The organism is Limimaricola hongkongensis DSM 17492, assembly GCF_000600975.2.
Lineage (GTDB): Bacteria > Pseudomonadota > Alphaproteobacteria > Rhodobacterales > Rhodobacteraceae > Limimaricola > Limimaricola hongkongensis.
This window is the reverse complement of the sequence record NZ_KK088648.1, coordinates 139,073-156,267: the sequence shown is the minus strand read 5'-3', so window position 1 is coordinate 156,267 and position 17,195 is coordinate 139,073. Positions and strand designations below refer to the sequence as shown.

Genomic DNA, 17,195 nt, shown 5'->3' with positions numbered 1-17,195 from the left:
CATTATTTCCAGAAGAGGGGTGCCCGGGGTCGATCCGGCATGCTCATTGCGCCACCGGCTTGCCCGACTCGTCCTTGGCGTCCTGCATCAGCGGGTCGTTCTCCGCGTCGTCGGGCTTTGGATCGTGCTTGGCCTGGCGCTCCATCTCGCTGTCGAACTCGGCCCCCAGCAGCACGATGAAGGAGGACAGCCACAGCCACATCAAGAGCACGATCACGCCGCCCAGCGCGCCGAAGGTTTCGTTGTAGCCGCCGAAATTGCGGACGTAGAAGGCGAAGCCGAGCGATCCGACCAGCCACAGCAGGCAGGCCAGCGCCGCGCCGGGGGTGATCCAGCGCCATTTGCGCTCGGCCCGGTCGGGGCCGTAGCGATAGAGAATCGCAAGCCCCAGCGCCACCAGCGCGAGCAGCACCGGCCAGCGCACCACGATGAGGATCAGCTCGGTCGTGCCCTCCCAGGGCAGCACGCCCAGGAGCGCCGGAAGCCCCGCCGCCACCGCGACGATCAGCAAAAAGCCCAGGATCATGCCCAGCGTCAGCGCCAGAACCTGCAGGTAATAGGAGACGAGACCGCGGCTTTCCTCGGCCTCGAAGGCGACGTTCAGACCTTCGACCAGCGACTGCACGCCCTTGGAGGCCGAGTAGATCGCCACGAGGATGCCGAACACCGCGGCGAGGCCGAGCCCGCCTTGCTCGGAGCCCGCGACCTCCTTGGCCTGGCCGAGCACGATCTCGGCGGCCTGCTGCGGCAGGAAGCCCGACAGGCTTTCGAGCTGGCCGACCACGGTGGCGGGGTCGAAGAACAGCCCGGCGATGGCCATGGCGGCGACGATGCCGGGAAAGATCGCGAGCAGCCCGTAAAAGGCGCAACCGGCGGCGATCAGGCTGACATGGTCGTCGCCGATCTCGGAATAGACGCGTTTGAGCGTGGCGAACCAGCCGGGCTTGTTGATGTCGCCCGGATGGGCGTCCGGGTTTCGGTGCTGCGCCATCGGTGACCTCCGCTGCCTGTCCATCGTAGGGGCAACACCGCAAGCGGCGGCTGCGTTCCGCCGATGCGCACCGGCGCGGGGTTTAACAAAACCCTCACCTCCATGTCGCATGACCGTCACGCGCAGCATCTAGCACGACGCCAGCAAGACCTGCGCAACGAGGGAACGAGCCATGGATCGCAAGCAACTCAACGCATTGAGCTGGGACGACTGGGACGAGCGCCGCCGCCCGACCGCCGAGACCACCGATTTCGACCGCGTCGTCGCGGGCGCGGTGTCGCGCCGGGGCTTTCTGTCGGGGCTGGTGGCCTTTGGCTCGGGCGCCGCGGTGATGGGGTCGGGGGTCATGGGGGCGACCAGCGCCCGCGCGCATGCCGTGTCGCGTTTCGGCTTCACGCCGATCCCGATCGCGACCGATTTCACCGTGCATGTGCCCGAAGGGTACGAATGGAAGGTTCTGACAAGCTGGGGCGACCCGCTGTTTTCCGACGCGCCCGCCTTCGACCCGGCCCGCGGCACCACCCATGAGGGGCAGGCCCGCGCGGTGGGCGAGAACACCGACGGCATGCATCTTTTCGCGATCGATGGCCGCGAGGTGATCGCGGTGAACCACGAATACGCCAATCTCGAGATCAACCTGCCCGACAACGACGAAGGCCAGCCCGCCTCGGTCGAGGACATCCGGCAGGTGCAGGACAGCCAGGGCGTCGCGGTGTTCGAGGTCAAGGACAACGGCGCCGGCTACGAGGTCGTGCTCGACAGCCCCTATAACCGCCGCATCACGCATCGCACGCCGATGCGGATCACCGGCCCCGCCGCCGGTCACGCGCTGTTGCGGACCTCGGCCGATCCGTCGGGCACGCAGGCCCTGGGCACCTTCAACAATTGCGGCGCGGGCCGCACGCCGTGGGGCACCTATCTGACCTGCGAAGAGAACTTCAACGGCTATTTCGGCTCCACCGACGCCGAACTGGCGCTGCCCGAAGGGTTCGACCGCTACGGCATCGGCCATGCGTCGCGCTATGCCTACGAGCAGTTCGACGCGCGCTTTGACCTCGCGGCCGAGCCGAACGAGCCGAACCGGGCGGGCTATGTCGTGGAGATCGACCCCTCTGACGCGTCCTCGACCCCGGTGAAGCGCACCGCGCTGGGCCGCTTCAAGCACGAGAACGCCGAGGTGACGCTGGCGGCCGATGGCCGGGTCGTGGTCTATCTGGGCGATGACGAGCGCGGCGAGTTCCTCTATCGCTACGTCTCCGACGACGTCTATGTCGAAGGCGGCGACACCTCCGGGCTGCTCGATGCGGGCCAGCTTTATGTCGCGAAGTTCCACGAGGATGGGCGCGGCGAATGGCTGGCGCTGACGCCGGAGACGACCGGCATGGATCGCGCGATGATCCACATCCACACCCGCCAGGCGGGCTCGGCGGTGGGCGCGACCACGATGGACCGGCCCGAATGGGTCGCGGTCAACCCGGTGCGGGCCGAAGCCTACTGCGCGCTCACCAACAACAAGAACCGCGCGGTGAAGCCCAACGCGGGCGGCGACGAAACCCCCGTGGGCGGCCCCAACCCGCGGGCCGAGAACAATTACGGCCAGATCGTGCGCTGGCGGCCCGAGGGCGAAGACCACGCCGCCGACGTCTTTGCATGGGATCTCTACGTGATGGCGGGCAACCCGGAGGTGCATTCGGACGCCTATGCGGGCTCGGACAACGTGACGCCCGGCAACCTGTTCAATTCGCCCGACGGGATGGCCTTCGACAGCCGCGGCATGCTGTGGATCCAGACCGATGGCGATGACAGCAACGAGGGCGATTTCGCGGGCATGGGCAACAACCAGATGCTCTGCGGCGACCCCGAAACCGGCGAGATCGCGCGCTTCATGACCGGGCCCAAGGGGTCGGAGGTGACCGGCGCCACCTTCTCGGCGGATCGCAGGACCATGTTCGTGGGCATCCAGCACCCCGAGAACTTCCCCGACCCGCAGGCGCTGCCGCGCTCCTCGATCGTCGCGATCCGGCGCACCGACGGCGCCGAGATCGGCTGATCCGGCGGATCGTTGTAGCATGGGGGCGGCCCGGAGCGATCCGGGCCGCCCCTGTTCTTGTTCTGGCCGCATGGCGCGCCGCAAGACGGGGTGACGCCCCCCTTCGGGCCGCCGGTGGCCCGGTCGGGAAGGATTCCGAAACCCGGCGCACAGGCCATCTGTCGGGCCGCCTCGGGCCGCGAGATGCCGGGGGCTAGCCCGTGGTGACGGGCCTTGTGTCGGGCAGGGTGATGCGCGCCACCTGTTCGGAGATCGGCGCGACCGAAAGCGGATGCGTCTCGGCGGAATAATCGTCGCGGTCGCCCATCGGCTGCCAGCGCCCGCCGCGATAGAGTTCCAGCGCGTTGAAGCGGGCCTTGTAGTCCATCTTGGGGCTGCCGGGCACCCAGTAGCCCAGATAGACGTAAGGCAGGCCCATTTCCTGCGCGATGCGCACATGGTCGAGGATGACATGGGTGCCGAGCGAGCGGCGTTCCTCGCCGGGGTCGAAGAAGGAATAGACCATCGACAGCCCGTCATCGAGAATGTCGGTCAGGCAGACCGCGCGCAGCCCGTGGCGCGGATCGTGGGTGGCGGCGGGGTCGGTGTATTCCACCAGCCGCGAGCGCACGGGCGTCTCCTCGACCATGGCGGCGAATTCGAACATGTCCATGTCGGCCATGCCGCCCGCCGCGTGGCGGCTGTCGAGATAGTCGCGAAACAGCGCGTATTGTTCTTCGGTGGCCCAGGGCGAGGTGGCGCGGCGCGCGAGGTCGCGGTTGCGGCGCAGCACCCGGTTCTGGCTGCGCGAGGCGGTGAAGCGGGTCACGTCGATCCGGGCCGAGAGGCAGGCGGTGCATTCGGCGCAGGAGGGGCGATAGAGCACGTTCTGGCTGCGGCGGAAGCCCTGTTTCGACAGCGCGTCGTTGAGCTTTTCGGCCTGGTCGCCCTGCAGCGCGGTGAACAGTTTCCGCTCCATCCGGTCCGCGAGATACGGGCAGGGCTGGGGGGCCGTCACGTAGAATTGCGGCGCGAAGGGCAAAGTATGGCGCATGAGGCTCGAACTCGGGCTGGGCGTCCCGAGGAAAGCTAGCGCCCGACCGGGCCTCTGCCAAGCCCCCCTCGGGGCCGGGCGGCGGGGCGCCGCCCGCCCGGCGCGCCTCTCAGCGGCGGCGGCGCAGCGCCGTGGTCGCCAGAACGCTGTCGGTCAGGCCCTGCCCATGCGGGGGTCAGCAGCATCATCGCCATCGACACCAGCTGCAGCGGAAAGATCGCGACCGAAACGGCATAGCCCGCCGTGTGCAAGAAGGCCTGCGTCGCGTCGAGCGGCCGGTCGTCGCCATCGCGCAGCTCGATCGCCATCAGCCGCATGCCCCAGGTGGCCGACCCGGCCGTGATCGTGGCCCAGCGGTAGAAAAACCCCACCACCATCATCATCAGCGGAAAGAAGAACAGCCCCAGAAAGGCGGTGAACGGCACCAGCAGCGCGCAGATCACCGCGATCACCATGACGTCGACCGTCCAGGCCAGCGCCCGCTTGAAGGCGGTGCCGTCGTAGCATTCGGGGCTGGTCTCGGGGTCGGGCAGGCCACGCAGGCGGGCGGCGAATGTCGGTGCGGCGGTCATGTCGCGATCCTTTCATGCGAAACGGGGGGGAACAAGAGAGACGGCCCCCGACAGGGGCCGCCCCGATGGCCGCGGATCAGGCCGCGTCCTTGCCGTTGTCGTCGTCGTCCTCGGCCTTGGCGCCGGCGTCGCGGGCCTTGGCGGCGCGGTCGTCCATAAACTGGTCGAACTCGGCCTTGTCCTTGGCTTCGCGCAGCCGCTCGAGGAAGCCCTGGAAGGCGCGCTGTTCTTCTTCGAGGCGGCGCAGCGTCTCGGCCTTGTAGGCGTCGAAGGCGGTGTTGCCCGAGGAGCGCATCGCGGTGAAGGGGGTGACGCGCTTGCTGCGGGTGCTGCAGGATTTGCTGAACATGCGATTGCTCCAGATCATGTAGGCGAGAATGGCGAGGCCGACCGGCCAGAAGGCGATGAAACCCAAGACCATGGCGGCGATCCATGCGGGCTTGCCGCGGGCGTCGAGCCAGGCCTCGGCGCGGACGAACCAGTCCTTGAGGCCGGAGCGCCCGGGGCGATGGGTCAGGGGCATGTCGGTCGTGGACATCGAGGAACTCCTTCGCGGAAGGGCCCGTCTGCCGGGCCGGGGTGAATGTGAATGTGTTTCACATTACCGCAGATGGGGGAGGTGACGCGGTGCTTCAAGGGGTGATGTGAACTTGATTAACATTTTTTGCGCGGATCGGGGCCGCGGCGGCGATTGACGCTGTCTGCGCGGCGCGCCACGGTCCGGTCATGACCGATCTCGCCTCGCGCCTGCGCCGCGCCCCGCGCCCCTTCGATCCCGACAAGGCCGCCGAGGCCCGCGCCCTGTGCGGCTGGGCCGACCCGGCCACCGCCGAGCTGATCGGCGGCACCGCCGGGTGCAGCCCCTATCTGGCCAACCTGATGTCGCATGAAAGCGGCTGGCTGGAGGCGGCCTGCGCCGATCCCGAAAGCATGGTCGAGGCCGAGCTTGCCGGTTTTGCCGGTCTCGACGCCAAGGCGCTGGGCCCGCGGCTGCGCCGGGCCAAGCGGCGCGTGGCGCTGATCGCGGCGCTGGCGGATCTGGGCGGGGCCTGGCCGCTCGAACAGGTGACCGGCAGCCTGACGCGGCTGGCCGATGCGGCGCTTCAGGCCGGGCTCGAGGCGTTGATCGCGCCCGAGATCGCGCGCGGCAAGCTGCCGGGCATGGGCGAGGACGACATCGCCACGGGCGCGGGCATGGCGATCTTCGCGATGGGCAAGATGGGCGCGTTCGAGCTGAATTACTCCTCGGATATCGACCTGATCTGTCTTTATGACGAAACCCGCTACGAAGGCGCCGACCAGCACGAGGCGCGCGCCGTGCTGGTGCGGGTGACGCGCAAGCTGGCGGGGCTGATCGGCGACATCACCGATGAAGGCTATGTCTTTCGCACCGATCTGCGGCTGCGCCCCGACGCCGCCGTCACGCCGGTCTGCCTGTCGATGGCCGCCGCCGAGCAGTATTACGAAAGCGTCGGCCGCACATGGGAGCGTGCCGCCTGGATCAAGGCGCGGCCCTGCGCGGGCGACCTGTCGGCGGGGGCGCGCTTCGTCGACACGCTGCGCCCCTTCGTCTGGCGCCGCCATCTCGATTTCCACGCGATCCGCGACGCGCATGACATGCGGCTCAAGATCCGCGATCACAAGGGGCTCGGCGGGGCGCTGCAATTGCCGGGCCACGACGTGAAGCTGGGCCGGGGCGGCATCCGCGAGATCGAGTTCTTCACCCAGACCCGGCAGCTCATCTCGGGCGGGCGCGATGCGAGCCTGCGGCTGCGCGGCACCATCGAGGGGCTCGACCGGCTGGCGCAGGCGGGCTGGATCGAGACCGGGACCGCAGAGGCGCTGAGCCGGCATTACCGCGCGCATCGCGAGGTCGAACACCGGGTGCAGATGGTCGGCGACCAGCAGACCCACAAGCTGCCCAGCTCGGAGGAGGGCTTCGCGCGGCTCGCGGCCTTCATGGATCGCGACGAGGCGGATCTGAAATCCGAGCTGACCGAGCGGTTCGAGCAGGTGCACGCGCTGACCGAGGATTTCTTCGCGCCCGGCCATACCGAGAGCACCGTGCCCGATTTCGGGCGCGAGGTGACGGCGCGCTGGCCCGGCTACCCGGCGCTTCGATCCGACCGCGCGGTCGAGATCTTCGACCGGCTGCGGCCCGAGATCCTCAAGACGCTGGGCGAGGCGGCGCGCCCCGACGAGGCGCTGGCGCAGTTCGACGCGTTTCTCGCCGGGCTTCCGGCGGGGGTGCAGCTGTTTTCATTGTTCGAGGCCAACCCGCAGCTGACGCGGCTTCTGGTCGATATCTGCGCCACCGCGCCGGGGCTGGCGCAGTACCTGTCGCGCAATTCGGGCGTGCTCGACGCGGTGATCGGCGGCGGGTTCTTCGCCGACTGGCCCGGCGTCGCGGCGCTGCGCTCGGACCTGGCCGACCGGCTGGCGCGCCAGCCCGACCACGAGGCGCGGCTTGGCGCGGCGCGGGTCTGGGCCAAGGAGATCCATTTCCGCATCGGCGTGCACCATTTGCGCGGGCTGATCGATGCCGCCACGGCGGGGCGCGAATATGCCGAGCTGGCCGAGGCGGTCGTCTCGGCGCTGGTGCCGGTGGTGATCGACGAGATCGCGCGCCGCCACGGCCCGCCGCCGGGCCGCGGGTTGTCGGTGCTGGCGATGGGATCGCTCGGGGCGGGGCGGCTGGGCTCGTCCTCGGATCTCGACCTGATCGTGATCTATGACGCGGGCGGGGTCGAAGCGTCGGAAGGCCCGCGCCCGCTGGCGGCGCGGACATGGTATGCGCGGTTCACCCAAGGGCTGATCACCGCGCTGACCGCGCCGATGCCCGATGGCCGTCTCTACGAGGTCGACATGCGGCTGCGCCCCTCGGGGCGGCAGGGGCCGGTGGCGACCGCGCTGCCGGCGTTTCGCGCCTATCAGCAGGACGAGGCCTGGACCTGGGAGCATCTCGCGCTCACCCGCGCTAGGGCGGTGGCGGGCGAGCCGGGGCTTGGCGCGGAGATCGAGACGTTCCGGCGCGAATTGATCGCGCAGAAGGCGGGCGGCGACACGGTGGCCGCCGATCTCGCGGCGATGCGGGCGCGGCTGGCCGAGGCGCGGCCCGGCGGCGAGGGGTGGAACCTGCGCGACGGGCCGGGGCGGCTTCAGGACGTGGAGCTGTTCGCCCAGAGCCTCGCGCTGCGCGCCGGGTCGGCGGCGCGCGAGGTGCCCGCGCAGATCGCGGCCGGGCACGGGGCCGGGCTGATCGACGAGGAGGGTGCCGCGGTGCTGACCGAGACGGGGGACCTGTTGCGCCGGGTGCAATGCGTGGCGCGGCTGCTCACCGGGGGCGGGCCGTTGCCCGAGACCCCGGCCGAGGGCGGCGCGCGGCTGTTGCTGCGCGAAAGCGGCTGCGACACGCTCGACGACCTGCGCCGCGCTCTTGACGCGGCGAGCGCGCGGGCAGAGGGGGTGATCGCACAGGCCCTGCGGGGCGCAGAGGCGGGAGAGACGCGATGACGGACGAAATCGACCCCAAGGGGCTGGTGCGCGAAGCCTACAGGATCGAGGGCATCACGATCGGCGAATGCCGGTCGATCTTTCTCGACTGGGCGCTGTCGCTGCCCGAGGGGGCCGAGAGCGGCATGGCGATCCGGCGGCTTCTGGAGCGCCACGCCACCGCGCCCGAAGGCCATCCGATGACCGCCGTGCTGGTCGAGGGGCTCGATGTCGCGCAGCCGCCGCGCCGGCGCGGCGGGCGGGCCGGTCGCGCGGCGGGCTAGGCCGCCGCGCGCAGCGGGTCAGCGCGGCAGCGCCGCGGCTTCGGCGGCAAGGCTGGTGATCCCGTCCCAGTTGCCGGAGGCCACCATTTCCTTGGGCGCGACCCAGCTGCCGCCGACGCACAGCGTGTTCGACAGCGCGAGGTAATCGGGCGCGTTCCTGAGGCTGACGCCGCCGGTCGGGCAGAACTTCACCTGCGGGATCGGCGCGCCGATCGCCTTGAGCGCGGGCACGCCGCCATTGACCTCGGCGGGGAAGAATTTCTGCACCGTGTAGCCGCGATCGAGCAGGCGCAGCACCTCCGACGCGGTGGCGGCGGCGGGCAGCAGCGGCAGGTCGTTGGCCTCGCAGGCGTCGAGAATGCGGTCGGTCGCGCCGGGGCAGACGCCGAAGGTGGCGCCGGCCTCCTTGGCGGCCTCGACATCCCTGGCCGACAGCAGCGTGCCCGCGCCGACGACGCCGCCATCCACCGTGGCCATTTCCCGGATCACGTCGAGCGCGGAGGGCGTGCGCAGCGTCACCTCGAGCGCGGGCAGCCCGCCCTTGACCAGCGCGCGGGCGAGATCGGCGGCATGGGCCGCGTCCTCGACCACCAGCACCGGGACGACCGGGGCGAGCGCGCAGACCTTGGCGGTGAGTTCGGAGGCATGTTCGGGTGTCATCTCGGGATCCTGTCTTCTTTGAGGTGAATTTTTTGGGAATTGATCGCCATTAACGTGCGATTAACCCTTCCGCGCCACGCTGTGATGGCTGGAGGAGGAAGGCAATGGCGCGTGGCGGCACTGTGGTTCTCGCGGGCGCGATCGTTCTGGCCGGATGCGGCGGCGGCGGAACGGATGCGGACCCGCCGCCCGTCTTCGACTGGGCGATGTTCGACAGGCTGTCCGCGCGCCACGCGGCCACCGACCTGCCACGGGGCGGCAGCGCCCGCTATGATGGGGGCTTCGTCGCCGATATCCGGCAGGCGGATGTGACGCCGAGCGGCCGGATCGCGGGGGGCGTGACGCTCGATCTCGATTTCGCCGATCGCAATGCGACCTTGCCGATCGAAGGGCGCCTGCACGACATCGAGGGCGAATTTCTCGGCGCGCCGGTACGGATCGACGATCTGCCGCTGCTGCCCGGGCAGGGGCGTCTGGTGCTGACCCGCGACGGCGCGCAGCGGCGGGGCCGGATCGAGGCGGGGTTCGGCGCCGAGCTGCCGCTGGCGGGGGAAAACCGCCGTCTCGACATCGGCATCGAAACCGCGCTGCGCGGGCCGGGCGGGCGCGCGATGGCCGGGCCGGTGTCGGGCACGATCCTCACCGCGCCCTTCACCGATCAGCCGCATGTCCTGACGGGACGGTTTCACGCGACCACCGATTGATCAGACGACCACCGCCGCGCCGTAGGCCGCGCCGCCGACAGTCCGGCGGAAGGTTTCGAACAGCTCGCGGCCCACGCCGTTGCCATTGCCCGCGAGATCCGCCGGGGCGGGGTCGCGGCCATCGAGGTTTTCGAGCACTTCGAGCGTGCCCGCGGGCGCGTCGAGCCGGACCATGTCGCCGTCGCGGATCAGCGCGATGGCGCCGCCATCGGCGGCCTCGGGCGTCACGTGGATCGCCGCCGGAACCTTGCCCGACGCGCCCGACATCCGGCCATCGGTGACAAGCGCCACCTTCAGGCCCCGGTCCTGAAGCACGGCGAGCGTCGGCGTCAGGTTGTGCAGCTCCGGCATGCCGTTGGATTTCGGACCCTGGTAGCGGACGACGACGATGGTGTCTTCCTTGAACTCGTCGTTGCGGAAGGCGGTCTTGACCGCTTCCTGATCGTGGAAGACGCGGGCCTTGGCCTCGATCACGTGGCGCTCGGGCGCCACCGCCGAGGTCTTGATGACGGCGCGGCCGATATTGCCCGACAGCTGGCGCAGCCCGCCGGTCTTCTGGAACGGGTCGGAGACCGGGCGCAGGATCTTGTCGTTGAGCGTCTCGCCCGAGCCCTTGGCATAGGTGACGCGGCCCTCGGACAGCTTGGGTTCCTGCGTGTAAAGCTCGAGCCCCTCGCCCGCGACGGTGCGGGTGTCGGGGTGCAGAAGGCCCGCGTTCAGAAGCTCGCCGATCATGTAGCCAAGGCCACCGGCGGCGTGGAAATGGTTCACGTCGGCGAGCCCGTTGGGATAGACCTTGGCCATCATCGGGGTGATGGTCGACAGCTCGGCGAAATCCTCCAGATCGAGGATCACGCCCGCCGCCTTGGCCATGGCGGGCAGGTGCAGCACGAGGTTGGTCGAGCCGCCCGTGGCCATCAGCCCGACGATGCCGTTGACGAAGGCGCGTTCGTCGAGCACGTCCGAAACGGGGGTGAATTCATTGCCCAGAGCGGTGATCTGCGCCGCCCGCTCGGTGCCCGCGACGGTGAGCGCGTCGCGCAGCGGCGTGCCCGGATTGACGAAGCTCGCGCCCGGCAGGTGCAGCCCCATGAACTCCATCAGCATCTGGTTGGAGTTGGCGGTGCCGTAGAAGGTGCAGGTGCCCGGCCCGTGATAGGACGCCATCTCGGCGGCCATCAGCGCGTCGCGGCCCACCTCGCCTGCGGCGAATTGCTGGCGCACGCGGGCCTTTTCGTCGTTGGGCAGGCCGGAGGTCATCGGACCGGCGGGCAGGAACACCGCCGGGATGTAGCCGAAGGTCGCGGCGGCCATGACGAGGCCGGGCACGATCTTGTCGCAGACGCCCAAGTAGACCGAGCTGTCGAACACGTTGTGCGACAGGCCGACGGCGGCGGCCATGGCGATCACGTCGCGCGAGAACAGCGACAGCTCCATCCCGGTCTGGCCCTGGGTGACGCCGTCGCACATCGCGGGCACCCCGCCCGCGACCTGCGCGGTCGCGCCCGCCTTGCGCGCGGCCTCGCGGATCTGCGCGGGATAGGTCTCGAACGGCTGATGCGCCGAGAGCATGTCGTTATAGGCGGTGATGATGCCGATATTCGGGGCCCGGCCCGTGGCCAGCGCGTCCTTGTCCTCTCCGGTCGCGGCATAGGCATGGGCCTGGTTGCCGCAGGTCAGGTGCGCGCGGCGCGGCCCTTCGGCGGCGGCGGCGGCCATGGTGTCGAGATAGGTCCGGCGCGGGCCTTCGCTGCGGGCGCGGATCCGGTCGGTCACGGCTTCGAGCGTGCGGTTGAGGGCCATCTGGCAGCTCCTGTCGAAAATCGGTGTCGGCCCGGCGTTAGCATGGTTCGTTAGCGCTAACAACCTTTCTGGCGGGCGGGCCGGGCGCGGGAATGCCCTTGCGTCCAAACGGGGCCGGGCGGCGCATGGTTTCGCGCGTGGTGGCTTTTCGTGGCGCGCGGGGCGGGGTAGGAGGGCGCATGACACCGTTTCCGCACCTCCCGCCCTATCCCACCGTCCGGCTCACCCCCAAGGCCGATGCCCGCGCGATCCGCCACGGCTTTCCTTGGGCCTTTGCCAACGAGATGGTTCTCGACCGCCGCACCAAGGCGCTCGCGCCCGGATCTCTGGCGGTGCTCGAGGACGCCGAGCGCCGCCCGATGGCGGTGGTCACGATGAACCCCGGCTCCAAGATCGCGGCGCGGGTGCTCGATCGCGACCCCGAAGCGGTGATCGACGGCGACTGGATCGCCGAAAAGCTCGCCCGCGCGCTGCGTCACCGCGAGGCGCTTTACGATGCGCCCTTCTACCGGCTGGTGCATGCCGAGGCCGATGGGCTGCCGGGCGTGGTGATCGACCGCTTCGGCGATATCGCGGTGCTGCAGCCCAACGCCGCATGGGCCGATGCCGGGGCCGAGACCATCGCCGACGCGCTCTTGGCGGCGACCGGCATCCGCCGGGTCGTGCTGAACGGCTCGGGGCGCGCGCGCGGGCTCGAAGGGCTTGGCGAAGAGATGCGGATGCTGCGCGGCGACGCGCCCGAAGGGCCGGTCGAGGTGCCGATGAATGGGGCCACCTACATGGCTGACCTGATGGGCGGGCAGAAGACCGGGCTGTTCTACGACCAGCGCCCGAACCACGCCTTTGCCGCCGGGCTGGCGCGTGACGCGCGGGTGCTCGACGTGTTCTCCCATGTCGGCGGCTTCGGTCTCGCCGCCTTGGCGAACGGCGCGGCTTCGGCGCTGGCGGTCGACGGCTCGGCGCCCGCGCTCGATCTGGCGCAGAAGGGCGCCGAGGCGTCCGGGCTGGCGGAGCGGTTCGAGACGCGGCAGGGCGATGCCTTCGACACGCTGGCCGCGCTCGACCGCGAGGGGCGCCGCTTCGAGCTGGTGATCTGCGATCCGCCCGCCTTCGCGCCGTCCAAGCCGACGCTGGAGGCGGGGCTTCGGGCCTATGAGCGGATCGCGCGGCTGGCCGCGCCGCTGGTCGAAGAGGGCGGCTACCTCGTGCTGTGCTCGTGCAGCCACGCCGCGGATCTTGCGAAATTCCGCGCCGCTTCGGCGCGCGGCATCGGCAAGGCGGGCCGCAAGGGGGCGATCTGCTACACCGGTTTCGCGGGCGCCGATCACCCGGTGCTGCCGCAGCTGGCCGAGGGCGGCTATCTCAAGGCGCTCGTGTTCCGGCTGTGAGGGGCCTGCTCGACGCCTGCGTCCTTTATCCGACGGTGATGCGCGAGCTGCTTCTGGGCTGCGCCGCCAAGGGGCTCTACGAGCCGCGCTGGAGCGCGCGGATCTCGGAGGAATGGGCGCGGGCGGCGGCACGGCTGGGGCCGGAGAGCGAGGCGATCGCGCGGGGCGAGATCGCGATGCTCGGCTCGGCCTTTCCGCGCGCCGAGGTGGCGGCCAGCCCGGATCTGGAGCGGCGACTCTGGCTGCCCGATGCGGGCGACATCCACGTGCTGGCGAGCGCGGTGGCCGGGCATTGCGACGTGATCGTCACCATGAACGCCAAGGATTTCCCGCGCGATGTTCTGGCCGAAGAGGGGCTGAGCCGGGCCGACCCGGACAATTTCCTGCTCGGGCTGTTCGAGGCCAGCCCCGGCCCGGTGGGCGAGGTGGCGGCCTCCGTGGTGGCCGAGGCCACGCGGCTGTCGGGCGAGGCCTGGGCGCCGCGCAAGCTGTTCAAGAAGGCGCGGCTGAACCGGTTCGGCAAGGCGGTGGAGGCGGCGGCGGGCTAGGTGCCGAGCCACTTCGCCTCGTTCGCCTCGATCGCCTTGAGCCGCGCCTCGGTCTTGGGGTGGCTCATCAGCCATGCGGGGGTGGCGCCGCCGACGCCCGCCAGCGTGTCGAGCTTGGAGAGCAGCGATTTCTGCGGCCCGGTGCCGAAGCCCGCCTTGATCATCAGCGCCGAGGCGTAGGCGTCGGCCTCGTATTCGTCGACCCGGCTGATCCGCGCGGCCACCAGCCGCGCCAAGCCGCCCGCGATCAGCCCGCCGACACCCGGAATGATCCGCGACAGCACCGCCGCGAGCGCCGTGCGCAGCGCGTTCTGGGCCGAGAAATCGACCATCCGCCGACGCGAATGCCCGAGCGCCACGTGGCCCAGCTCATGCGCCACGACGCTGGCGATCTCCTCGGCCGTGACCTCGCCGGAGGCAAAGCGCTGCACGAAGCCGCGGGTCAGGAAGATCCGCCCATCCGGCGCGGCGAGGCCGTTGACCGGCGCGATTTCATAGACATGCACCTTGATCCGCGGCAGGTCGAGCGCGCGGGCCAGCGCGTCGCAGACCTTGCGCAGCCGCGGCTCGGCCAGCTCGGTCGATTGCGTGTCGAGCGCGCGGCGCGTGCGCCAGGCCGAGACCTGGTAGACGGCAAAGCCGTAAAGCAGCGCCAGAAGGATCGGTGAGAACTTCAGCATGACCGCAATATGGTGACGCGCGCGGGGCGCGGCAAGCACCGTCGCTGGGGGTCGGCTGCGGCTCGAACGCCACAGGTTGCGTCAATCGTGACGGTTCGGGCGGGAACAAAAACCCGGTGAAATATCTTGTTCCGGTGTCAGGGGGGTTGTCCAACAAAACGAGGCAACCATGAACTACGAGCAATTCGACAAGCAGGTCCGGGATGCCGCGATGCAACGGGCGTTTCCGGTCGAACAGGCCACACCGGATCGTCTGCGCCAACTGCTCGAACAGCTGAGCGGGCCGGCCAAGCCGGCCGAGCGGTCGTCAGAGGAGCGGGCGGGCTGAAACCGGCCCGCCCGTACCGGATCAGCCGGCAAGCCGGCTCAGCAGCAGCAGCACGAACAGCCCCACCACTCCGAGCGCCACGCCATGCGCCGCCCCCCATTGGGCCATGTCGGCGGCGCCGCCGCCATGACGGCGCGCGCGCCACGCGCCCAGGATGGCGCCGATCACGAGGCCGGTCAGGGGAAGGATCATTGCAACGTCTCCGCATGAGCCGCGGCCGGGGCTGGCCGCAGGGGCCGCAGTAGCGCGCGCCCGCGGCGGCTGTCCAGCGCCCGCCGCCGCGGCGCGGCGTCGCGGCGATGCGGCGGTCGCGCGCTCTTCATCCTGAGCGCGAGACGTGTTAATGTGCCGACAATTCCGGCGCGTGCGCCCGAATTCTCGAAAACCCTGTTTTTAAAGCGGACGTGCGCGTTGCCGCCGCGACACGACGCATCAGAAACAGGGGTGACAGGAGAAGACGCAAGGGGTAGGAGAGCGGCATAAGAGGGTACGCCGGTAGCGGGGTGGATTGGGGACCCGGCGCTGGCCCTTCAACGGGAGCACACATGAAAGCCGAGTCCTTCCTTTCAGACACGTACCGGCCCGCCGAAGACGAGCCGTTCATGAACGAGCGTCAGCTCGAATATTTCCGCCGCAAGCTTCTGGCCTGGAAGGCCGAGCTTCTGTCGGACAGCCGCGACACGATCGAGGGAATGAAAGACGCGACGCGCAACATTCCCGACATCGCGGACCGCGCCAGCGAGGAAACCGATCGCGCGCTCGAGCTGCGCACCCGCGACCGGCAGCGCAAGCTGGTGTCCAAGATCGATTCCGCGCTGCGGCGGATCGAAGAGGGCGAATACGGCTATTGCGAGATCACCGGGGAGCCGATCTCGCTGCGCCGTCTCGACGCCCGGCCGATCGCCACGATGAGCCTCGAGGCGCAGGAGCGCCACGAGCGCCGCGAACGCGTTCACCGCGACGATTGACCCCGTGACCGGCCTGCCCCGGCGGATCGCGGTTGCGGGCGCCGGGATCGGCGGCCTGACCGCGGCGCTCTGTCTCGCGCGGGCCGGGCACGACGTCACCATTTACGAACGGGCGCCCGCGCTGCGCGAGATCGGCGCGGGGCTCCAGATCACGCCGAACGGCGCCGCGGTGCTCGAACGCATGGGGCTTGGCCCGGCGCTCGATGCTGCGGCGATCCGCGCCCATGCGGTGTGCCCCACCGACGGGCGTTCGGGCCGGGCCATCGCGCGTTTCGCGCTGGATGGCGGATCCTATCCCTATCGTTTCATGCATCGCGCCGCCCTGGTCGATTTGCTGGCCGAGGCCGCGCAGGCGGCGGGCGCGCGGATCGTCACCGGGTGCCGCGTGACCGGGGCGGACCCCGCGCGGGGGCGGCTCGATGTCGATGCCGGGCCGCCGGTCGAGGCGGAGCTGATCGTCGCCGCCGACGGGCTGCGCTCGGTCCTGCGCCCGCTGATCGCGCCGGGCGCGCCGGCGTTTACCGGGCAGGTTGCGTGGCGCGCCGTGATCGACGATTTCCAGGCCCCGCCCGAGGCGCGGATCTGGATGCTGCCGGGGCGGCATGTCGTGACCTATCCGCTACCGGGGGGGCGGCTCAATCTCGTGGCGGTGCGCGAACAGGCGGACTGGGCGCCCGAGGGCTGGGACCATGCCGACGATCCGGCGCGGCTGCGCGCGGTGTTCGGCGATGCCGCGCCCGATCTGCGTGACATCCTGGGACGCATCGAACAGGTGCGGCTCTGGGGGCTGTTTCGTCACCCGGTGCCGGCGCGCTGGCATGCGGGGCGGCTGGCGCTTTTGGGGGATGCGGCGCATCCAACGCTGCCGTTTCTGGCGCAGGGGGCCAATCTCGCGATCGAGGATGGCTGGGTTCTGGCGCGGATGCTCGACGCGCCCGGTGGGCTCGACGCGGCGCTGGAGCGTTACGGGCAGGCGCGGGCGCCGCGCGTGCGTCGCGCGATCGCGGCGGCGCAGGCCAATGCCCGCAATTATCACCTTTCGGGCCCGGCGCGGGTTGTGGCGCATGCCGGGCTCGGCGCGATCGGGCGGATCGCCCCGGCGCGGTTCACGGCGCGCATGGCATGGCTGCACGCGCATGACGTGACACGCGAAAGGCCCGCCGCCACGGGGGACGACGGGCCGACCTCCTGAGGGAGGTGGCGGGCTCCCGGATCGGGAACCCGCATCAACAGACCGGGGTCAGTCGCGGACGCGCAGCTGACGGGTCGCGGTGACTTCGCCATCGGCATCGTAGAGCACGGCGAGCACGTTGCTGCGGTGCGGCGCGTGGTCGAGCTTCACGCGGACATCGCTTTCGAGACCGGCGCGGACCTCTTCGCTGCCCAGCGGCAGGGCGTTGGTCAGGCTGGTGCCGTCGAGGATCTCGACGCGGCCGCCGGTCTCGGTGCGCACGAGGTCCAGCTCGACGAAGCCGGCGCTCTCGACGCTGCGCTGGTTGCTGAAGCCGTCGGTGGCGGCGAGGGCCGGGGCGGCGGTGGCGGTGACGAAAGCGGCGAGGATGAGGTTTTTCATGGGTCTTTTCCTTTGGTGTGGTGCCCCGGGGAGGGTGGGGCGAAGTGTCATCGCGGCGGCCATGCAGGCGCGCCTTGCAAGAGAGTTACGGCCCGTCGCGGCGTGCGGCCATGGCGGGTGT

At 70.3% G+C, this 17,195-nt stretch carries 18 protein-coding genes; 9 read left to right on the top strand and 9 right to left on the bottom strand.

From position 1 onward, the window contains the following. Positions 1-43 precede the first annotated feature (43 nt). Positions 44-991 (bottom strand): YihY/virulence factor BrkB family protein, encoded by a 948-nt coding sequence (locus LOKHON_RS01595; protein ID WP_017929436.1) that lies wholly within the window; start codon positions 989-991, stop codon positions 44-46. Positions 992-1,163: 172 nt separating this feature from the next. Between LOKHON_RS01595 and LOKHON_RS01590 the strand changes: the two genes are divergently transcribed. After that, on the top strand, positions 1,164-3,041 hold the full coding sequence (locus LOKHON_RS01590; protein ID WP_017929435.1) for a PhoX family protein: 1,878 nt from the start codon (positions 1,164-1,166) through the stop codon (positions 3,039-3,041). 193 nt (positions 3,042-3,234) lie between these two features. Here LOKHON_RS01590 and LOKHON_RS01585 read toward each other — a convergent pair whose 3' ends face one another. The 3 genes from LOKHON_RS01585 to LOKHON_RS01575 form a co-directional block, all read right to left on the bottom strand. Further along, positions 3,235-4,074, bottom strand: a complete 840-nt coding sequence (locus tag LOKHON_RS01585) for an arginyltransferase (RefSeq protein WP_026147586.1) — start codon at positions 4,072-4,074, stop codon at positions 3,235-3,237. A 35-nt stretch (positions 4,075-4,109) separates the two neighbouring features. After that, entirely contained in the window at positions 4,110-4,646 is a 537-nt protein-coding gene (locus LOKHON_RS01580) for an RDD family protein (protein WP_342670083.1), read from the bottom strand. Positions 4,647-4,722: 76 nt separating this feature from the next. After that, positions 4,723-5,184: a DUF2852 domain-containing protein gene (locus LOKHON_RS01575; RefSeq protein ID WP_017929432.1), complete on the bottom strand. Its 462-nt coding sequence runs from the start codon at positions 5,182-5,184 to the stop codon at positions 4,723-4,725. Between the two features lie 188 nt (positions 5,185-5,372). Here LOKHON_RS01575 and LOKHON_RS01570 point away from each other — a divergent pair, with 188 nt between their 5' ends. Then, the gene (locus tag LOKHON_RS01570; protein WP_017929431.1) at positions 5,373-8,159 is read left to right on the top strand and encodes a bifunctional [glutamate--ammonia ligase]-adenylyl-L-tyrosine phosphorylase/[glutamate--ammonia-ligase] adenylyltransferase; all 2,787 of its coding nucleotides are present in this window, start codon (positions 5,373-5,375) and stop codon (positions 8,157-8,159) included. Further along, positions 8,156-8,422: a hypothetical protein gene (locus LOKHON_RS01565; protein ID WP_017929430.1), complete on the top strand. Its 267-nt coding sequence runs from the start codon at positions 8,156-8,158 to the stop codon at positions 8,420-8,422. The genes LOKHON_RS01570 and LOKHON_RS01565 overlap by 4 nt, the downstream gene beginning before the upstream one ends. An 18-nt stretch (positions 8,423-8,440) precedes the next feature. On the opposite strand, the gene eda is transcribed toward LOKHON_RS01565, so the two are convergent. Next, positions 8,441-9,082, bottom strand: coding sequence for a bifunctional 4-hydroxy-2-oxoglutarate aldolase/2-dehydro-3-deoxy-phosphogluconate aldolase (eda, locus tag LOKHON_RS01560; protein WP_017929429.1), 642 nt, complete (start codon positions 9,080-9,082; stop codon positions 8,441-8,443). Positions 9,083-9,186: 104 nt separating this feature from the next. Between eda and LOKHON_RS01555 the strand changes: the two genes are divergently transcribed. Further along, on the top strand, positions 9,187-9,786 hold the full coding sequence (locus tag LOKHON_RS01555; RefSeq protein WP_017929428.1) for a hypothetical protein: 600 nt from the start codon (positions 9,187-9,189) through the stop codon (positions 9,784-9,786). Here the strand turns inward: LOKHON_RS01555 and edd are convergent, their stop codons facing one another. After that, the gene (edd, locus tag LOKHON_RS01550) at positions 9,787-11,589 is read right to left on the bottom strand and encodes a phosphogluconate dehydratase (protein ID WP_017929427.1); all 1,803 of its coding nucleotides are present in this window, start codon (positions 11,587-11,589) and stop codon (positions 9,787-9,789) included. Between the two features lie 179 nt (positions 11,590-11,768). Here edd and LOKHON_RS01545 point away from each other — a divergent pair, with 179 nt between their 5' ends. Together LOKHON_RS01545 and LOKHON_RS01540 are read left to right on the top strand one after the other, a co-directional pair. After that, positions 11,769-12,977: an RSP_2647 family RNA methyltransferase gene (locus tag LOKHON_RS01545; RefSeq protein ID WP_017929426.1), complete on the top strand. Its 1,209-nt coding sequence runs from the start codon at positions 11,769-11,771 to the stop codon at positions 12,975-12,977. Continuing rightward, positions 12,974-13,525, top strand: coding sequence for an RSP_2648 family PIN domain-containing protein (locus LOKHON_RS01540; RefSeq protein ID WP_017929425.1), 552 nt, complete (start codon positions 12,974-12,976; stop codon positions 13,523-13,525). Before LOKHON_RS01545 ends, LOKHON_RS01540 begins: the two co-directional genes overlap by 4 nt. Here the strand turns inward: LOKHON_RS01540 and LOKHON_RS01535 are convergent. Next, positions 13,522-14,205, bottom strand: a complete 684-nt coding sequence (locus LOKHON_RS01535; protein ID WP_017929424.1) for a M48 family metallopeptidase — start codon at positions 14,203-14,205, stop codon at positions 13,522-13,524. The two genes, LOKHON_RS01540 and LOKHON_RS01535, sit on opposite strands and share 4 nt — an antisense overlap. Before the next feature lie 169 nt (positions 14,206-14,374). Here LOKHON_RS01535 and LOKHON_RS16030 point away from each other — a divergent pair, with 169 nt between their 5' ends. Beyond that, on the top strand, positions 14,375-14,533 hold the full coding sequence (locus tag LOKHON_RS16030; RefSeq protein WP_017929423.1) for a hypothetical protein: 159 nt from the start codon (positions 14,375-14,377) through the stop codon (positions 14,531-14,533). A 21-nt stretch (positions 14,534-14,554) separates the two neighbouring features. Here LOKHON_RS16030 and LOKHON_RS16280 read toward each other — a convergent pair whose 3' ends face one another. Next, positions 14,555-14,725, bottom strand: coding sequence for a hypothetical protein (locus LOKHON_RS16280; RefSeq protein WP_017929422.1), 171 nt, complete (start codon positions 14,723-14,725; stop codon positions 14,555-14,557). A 353-nt stretch (positions 14,726-15,078) separates the two neighbouring features. Between LOKHON_RS16280 and dksA the strand changes: the two genes are divergently transcribed. After that, complete coding sequence (dksA, locus tag LOKHON_RS01530; RefSeq protein WP_017929421.1) at positions 15,079-15,501, top strand: RNA polymerase-binding protein DksA; 423 nt, start codon at positions 15,079-15,081, stop codon at positions 15,499-15,501. 4 nt (positions 15,502-15,505) lie between these two features. Next, complete coding sequence (locus tag LOKHON_RS01525; protein WP_017929420.1) at positions 15,506-16,693, top strand: FAD-dependent oxidoreductase; 1,188 nt, start codon at positions 15,506-15,508, stop codon at positions 16,691-16,693. A 48-nt stretch (positions 16,694-16,741) separates the two neighbouring features. Here the strand turns inward: LOKHON_RS01525 and LOKHON_RS01520 are convergent, their stop codons facing one another. Next, positions 16,742-17,074 (bottom strand): hypothetical protein, encoded by a 333-nt coding sequence (locus LOKHON_RS01520; RefSeq protein ID WP_017929419.1) that lies wholly within the window; start codon positions 17,072-17,074, stop codon positions 16,742-16,744. Positions 17,075-17,195 lie beyond the last annotated feature (121 nt).

Bases quoted from the DNA above. Each gene is read 5' to 3' on its own strand.
- LOKHON_RS01595 (WP_017929436.1), bottom strand. From the start codon at position 991: ATGGCGCAGCACCGAAACCCGGACGCCCATCCGGGCGACATCAACAAG.
- LOKHON_RS01590 (WP_017929435.1), top strand. From the start codon at position 1,164: ATGGATCGCAAGCAACTCAACGCATTGAGCTGGGACGACTGGGACGAG.
- LOKHON_RS01585 (WP_026147586.1), bottom strand. From the start codon at position 4,074: ATGCGCCATACTTTGCCCTTCGCGCCGCAATTCTACGTGACGGCCCCC.
- LOKHON_RS01580 (WP_342670083.1), bottom strand. From the start codon at position 4,646: ATGACCGCCGCACCGACATTCGCCGCCCGCCTGCGTGGCCTGCCCGAC.
- LOKHON_RS01575 (WP_017929432.1), bottom strand. From the start codon at position 5,184: ATGTCCACGACCGACATGCCCCTGACCCATCGCCCCGGGCGCTCCGGC.
- LOKHON_RS01570 (WP_017929431.1), top strand. From the start codon at position 5,373: ATGACCGATCTCGCCTCGCGCCTGCGCCGCGCCCCGCGCCCCTTCGAT.
- LOKHON_RS01565 (WP_017929430.1), top strand. From the start codon at position 8,156: ATGACGGACGAAATCGACCCCAAGGGGCTGGTGCGCGAAGCCTACAGG.
- eda (WP_017929429.1), bottom strand. From the start codon at position 9,082: ATGACACCCGAACATGCCTCCGAACTCACCGCCAAGGTCTGCGCGCTC.
- LOKHON_RS01555 (WP_017929428.1), top strand. From the start codon at position 9,187: ATGGCGCGTGGCGGCACTGTGGTTCTCGCGGGCGCGATCGTTCTGGCC.
- edd (WP_017929427.1), bottom strand. From the start codon at position 11,589: ATGGCCCTCAACCGCACGCTCGAAGCCGTGACCGACCGGATCCGCGCC.
- LOKHON_RS01545 (WP_017929426.1), top strand. From the start codon at position 11,769: ATGACACCGTTTCCGCACCTCCCGCCCTATCCCACCGTCCGGCTCACC.
- LOKHON_RS01535 (WP_017929424.1), bottom strand. From the start codon at position 14,205: ATGCTGAAGTTCTCACCGATCCTTCTGGCGCTGCTTTACGGCTTTGCC.
- LOKHON_RS16030 (WP_017929423.1), top strand. From the start codon at position 14,375: ATGAACTACGAGCAATTCGACAAGCAGGTCCGGGATGCCGCGATGCAA.
- LOKHON_RS16280 (WP_017929422.1), bottom strand. From the start codon at position 14,725: ATGATCCTTCCCCTGACCGGCCTCGTGATCGGCGCCATCCTGGGCGCG.
- dksA (WP_017929421.1), top strand. From the start codon at position 15,079: ATGAAAGCCGAGTCCTTCCTTTCAGACACGTACCGGCCCGCCGAAGAC.
- LOKHON_RS01520 (WP_017929419.1), bottom strand. From the start codon at position 17,074: ATGAAAAACCTCATCCTCGCCGCTTTCGTCACCGCCACCGCCGCCCCG.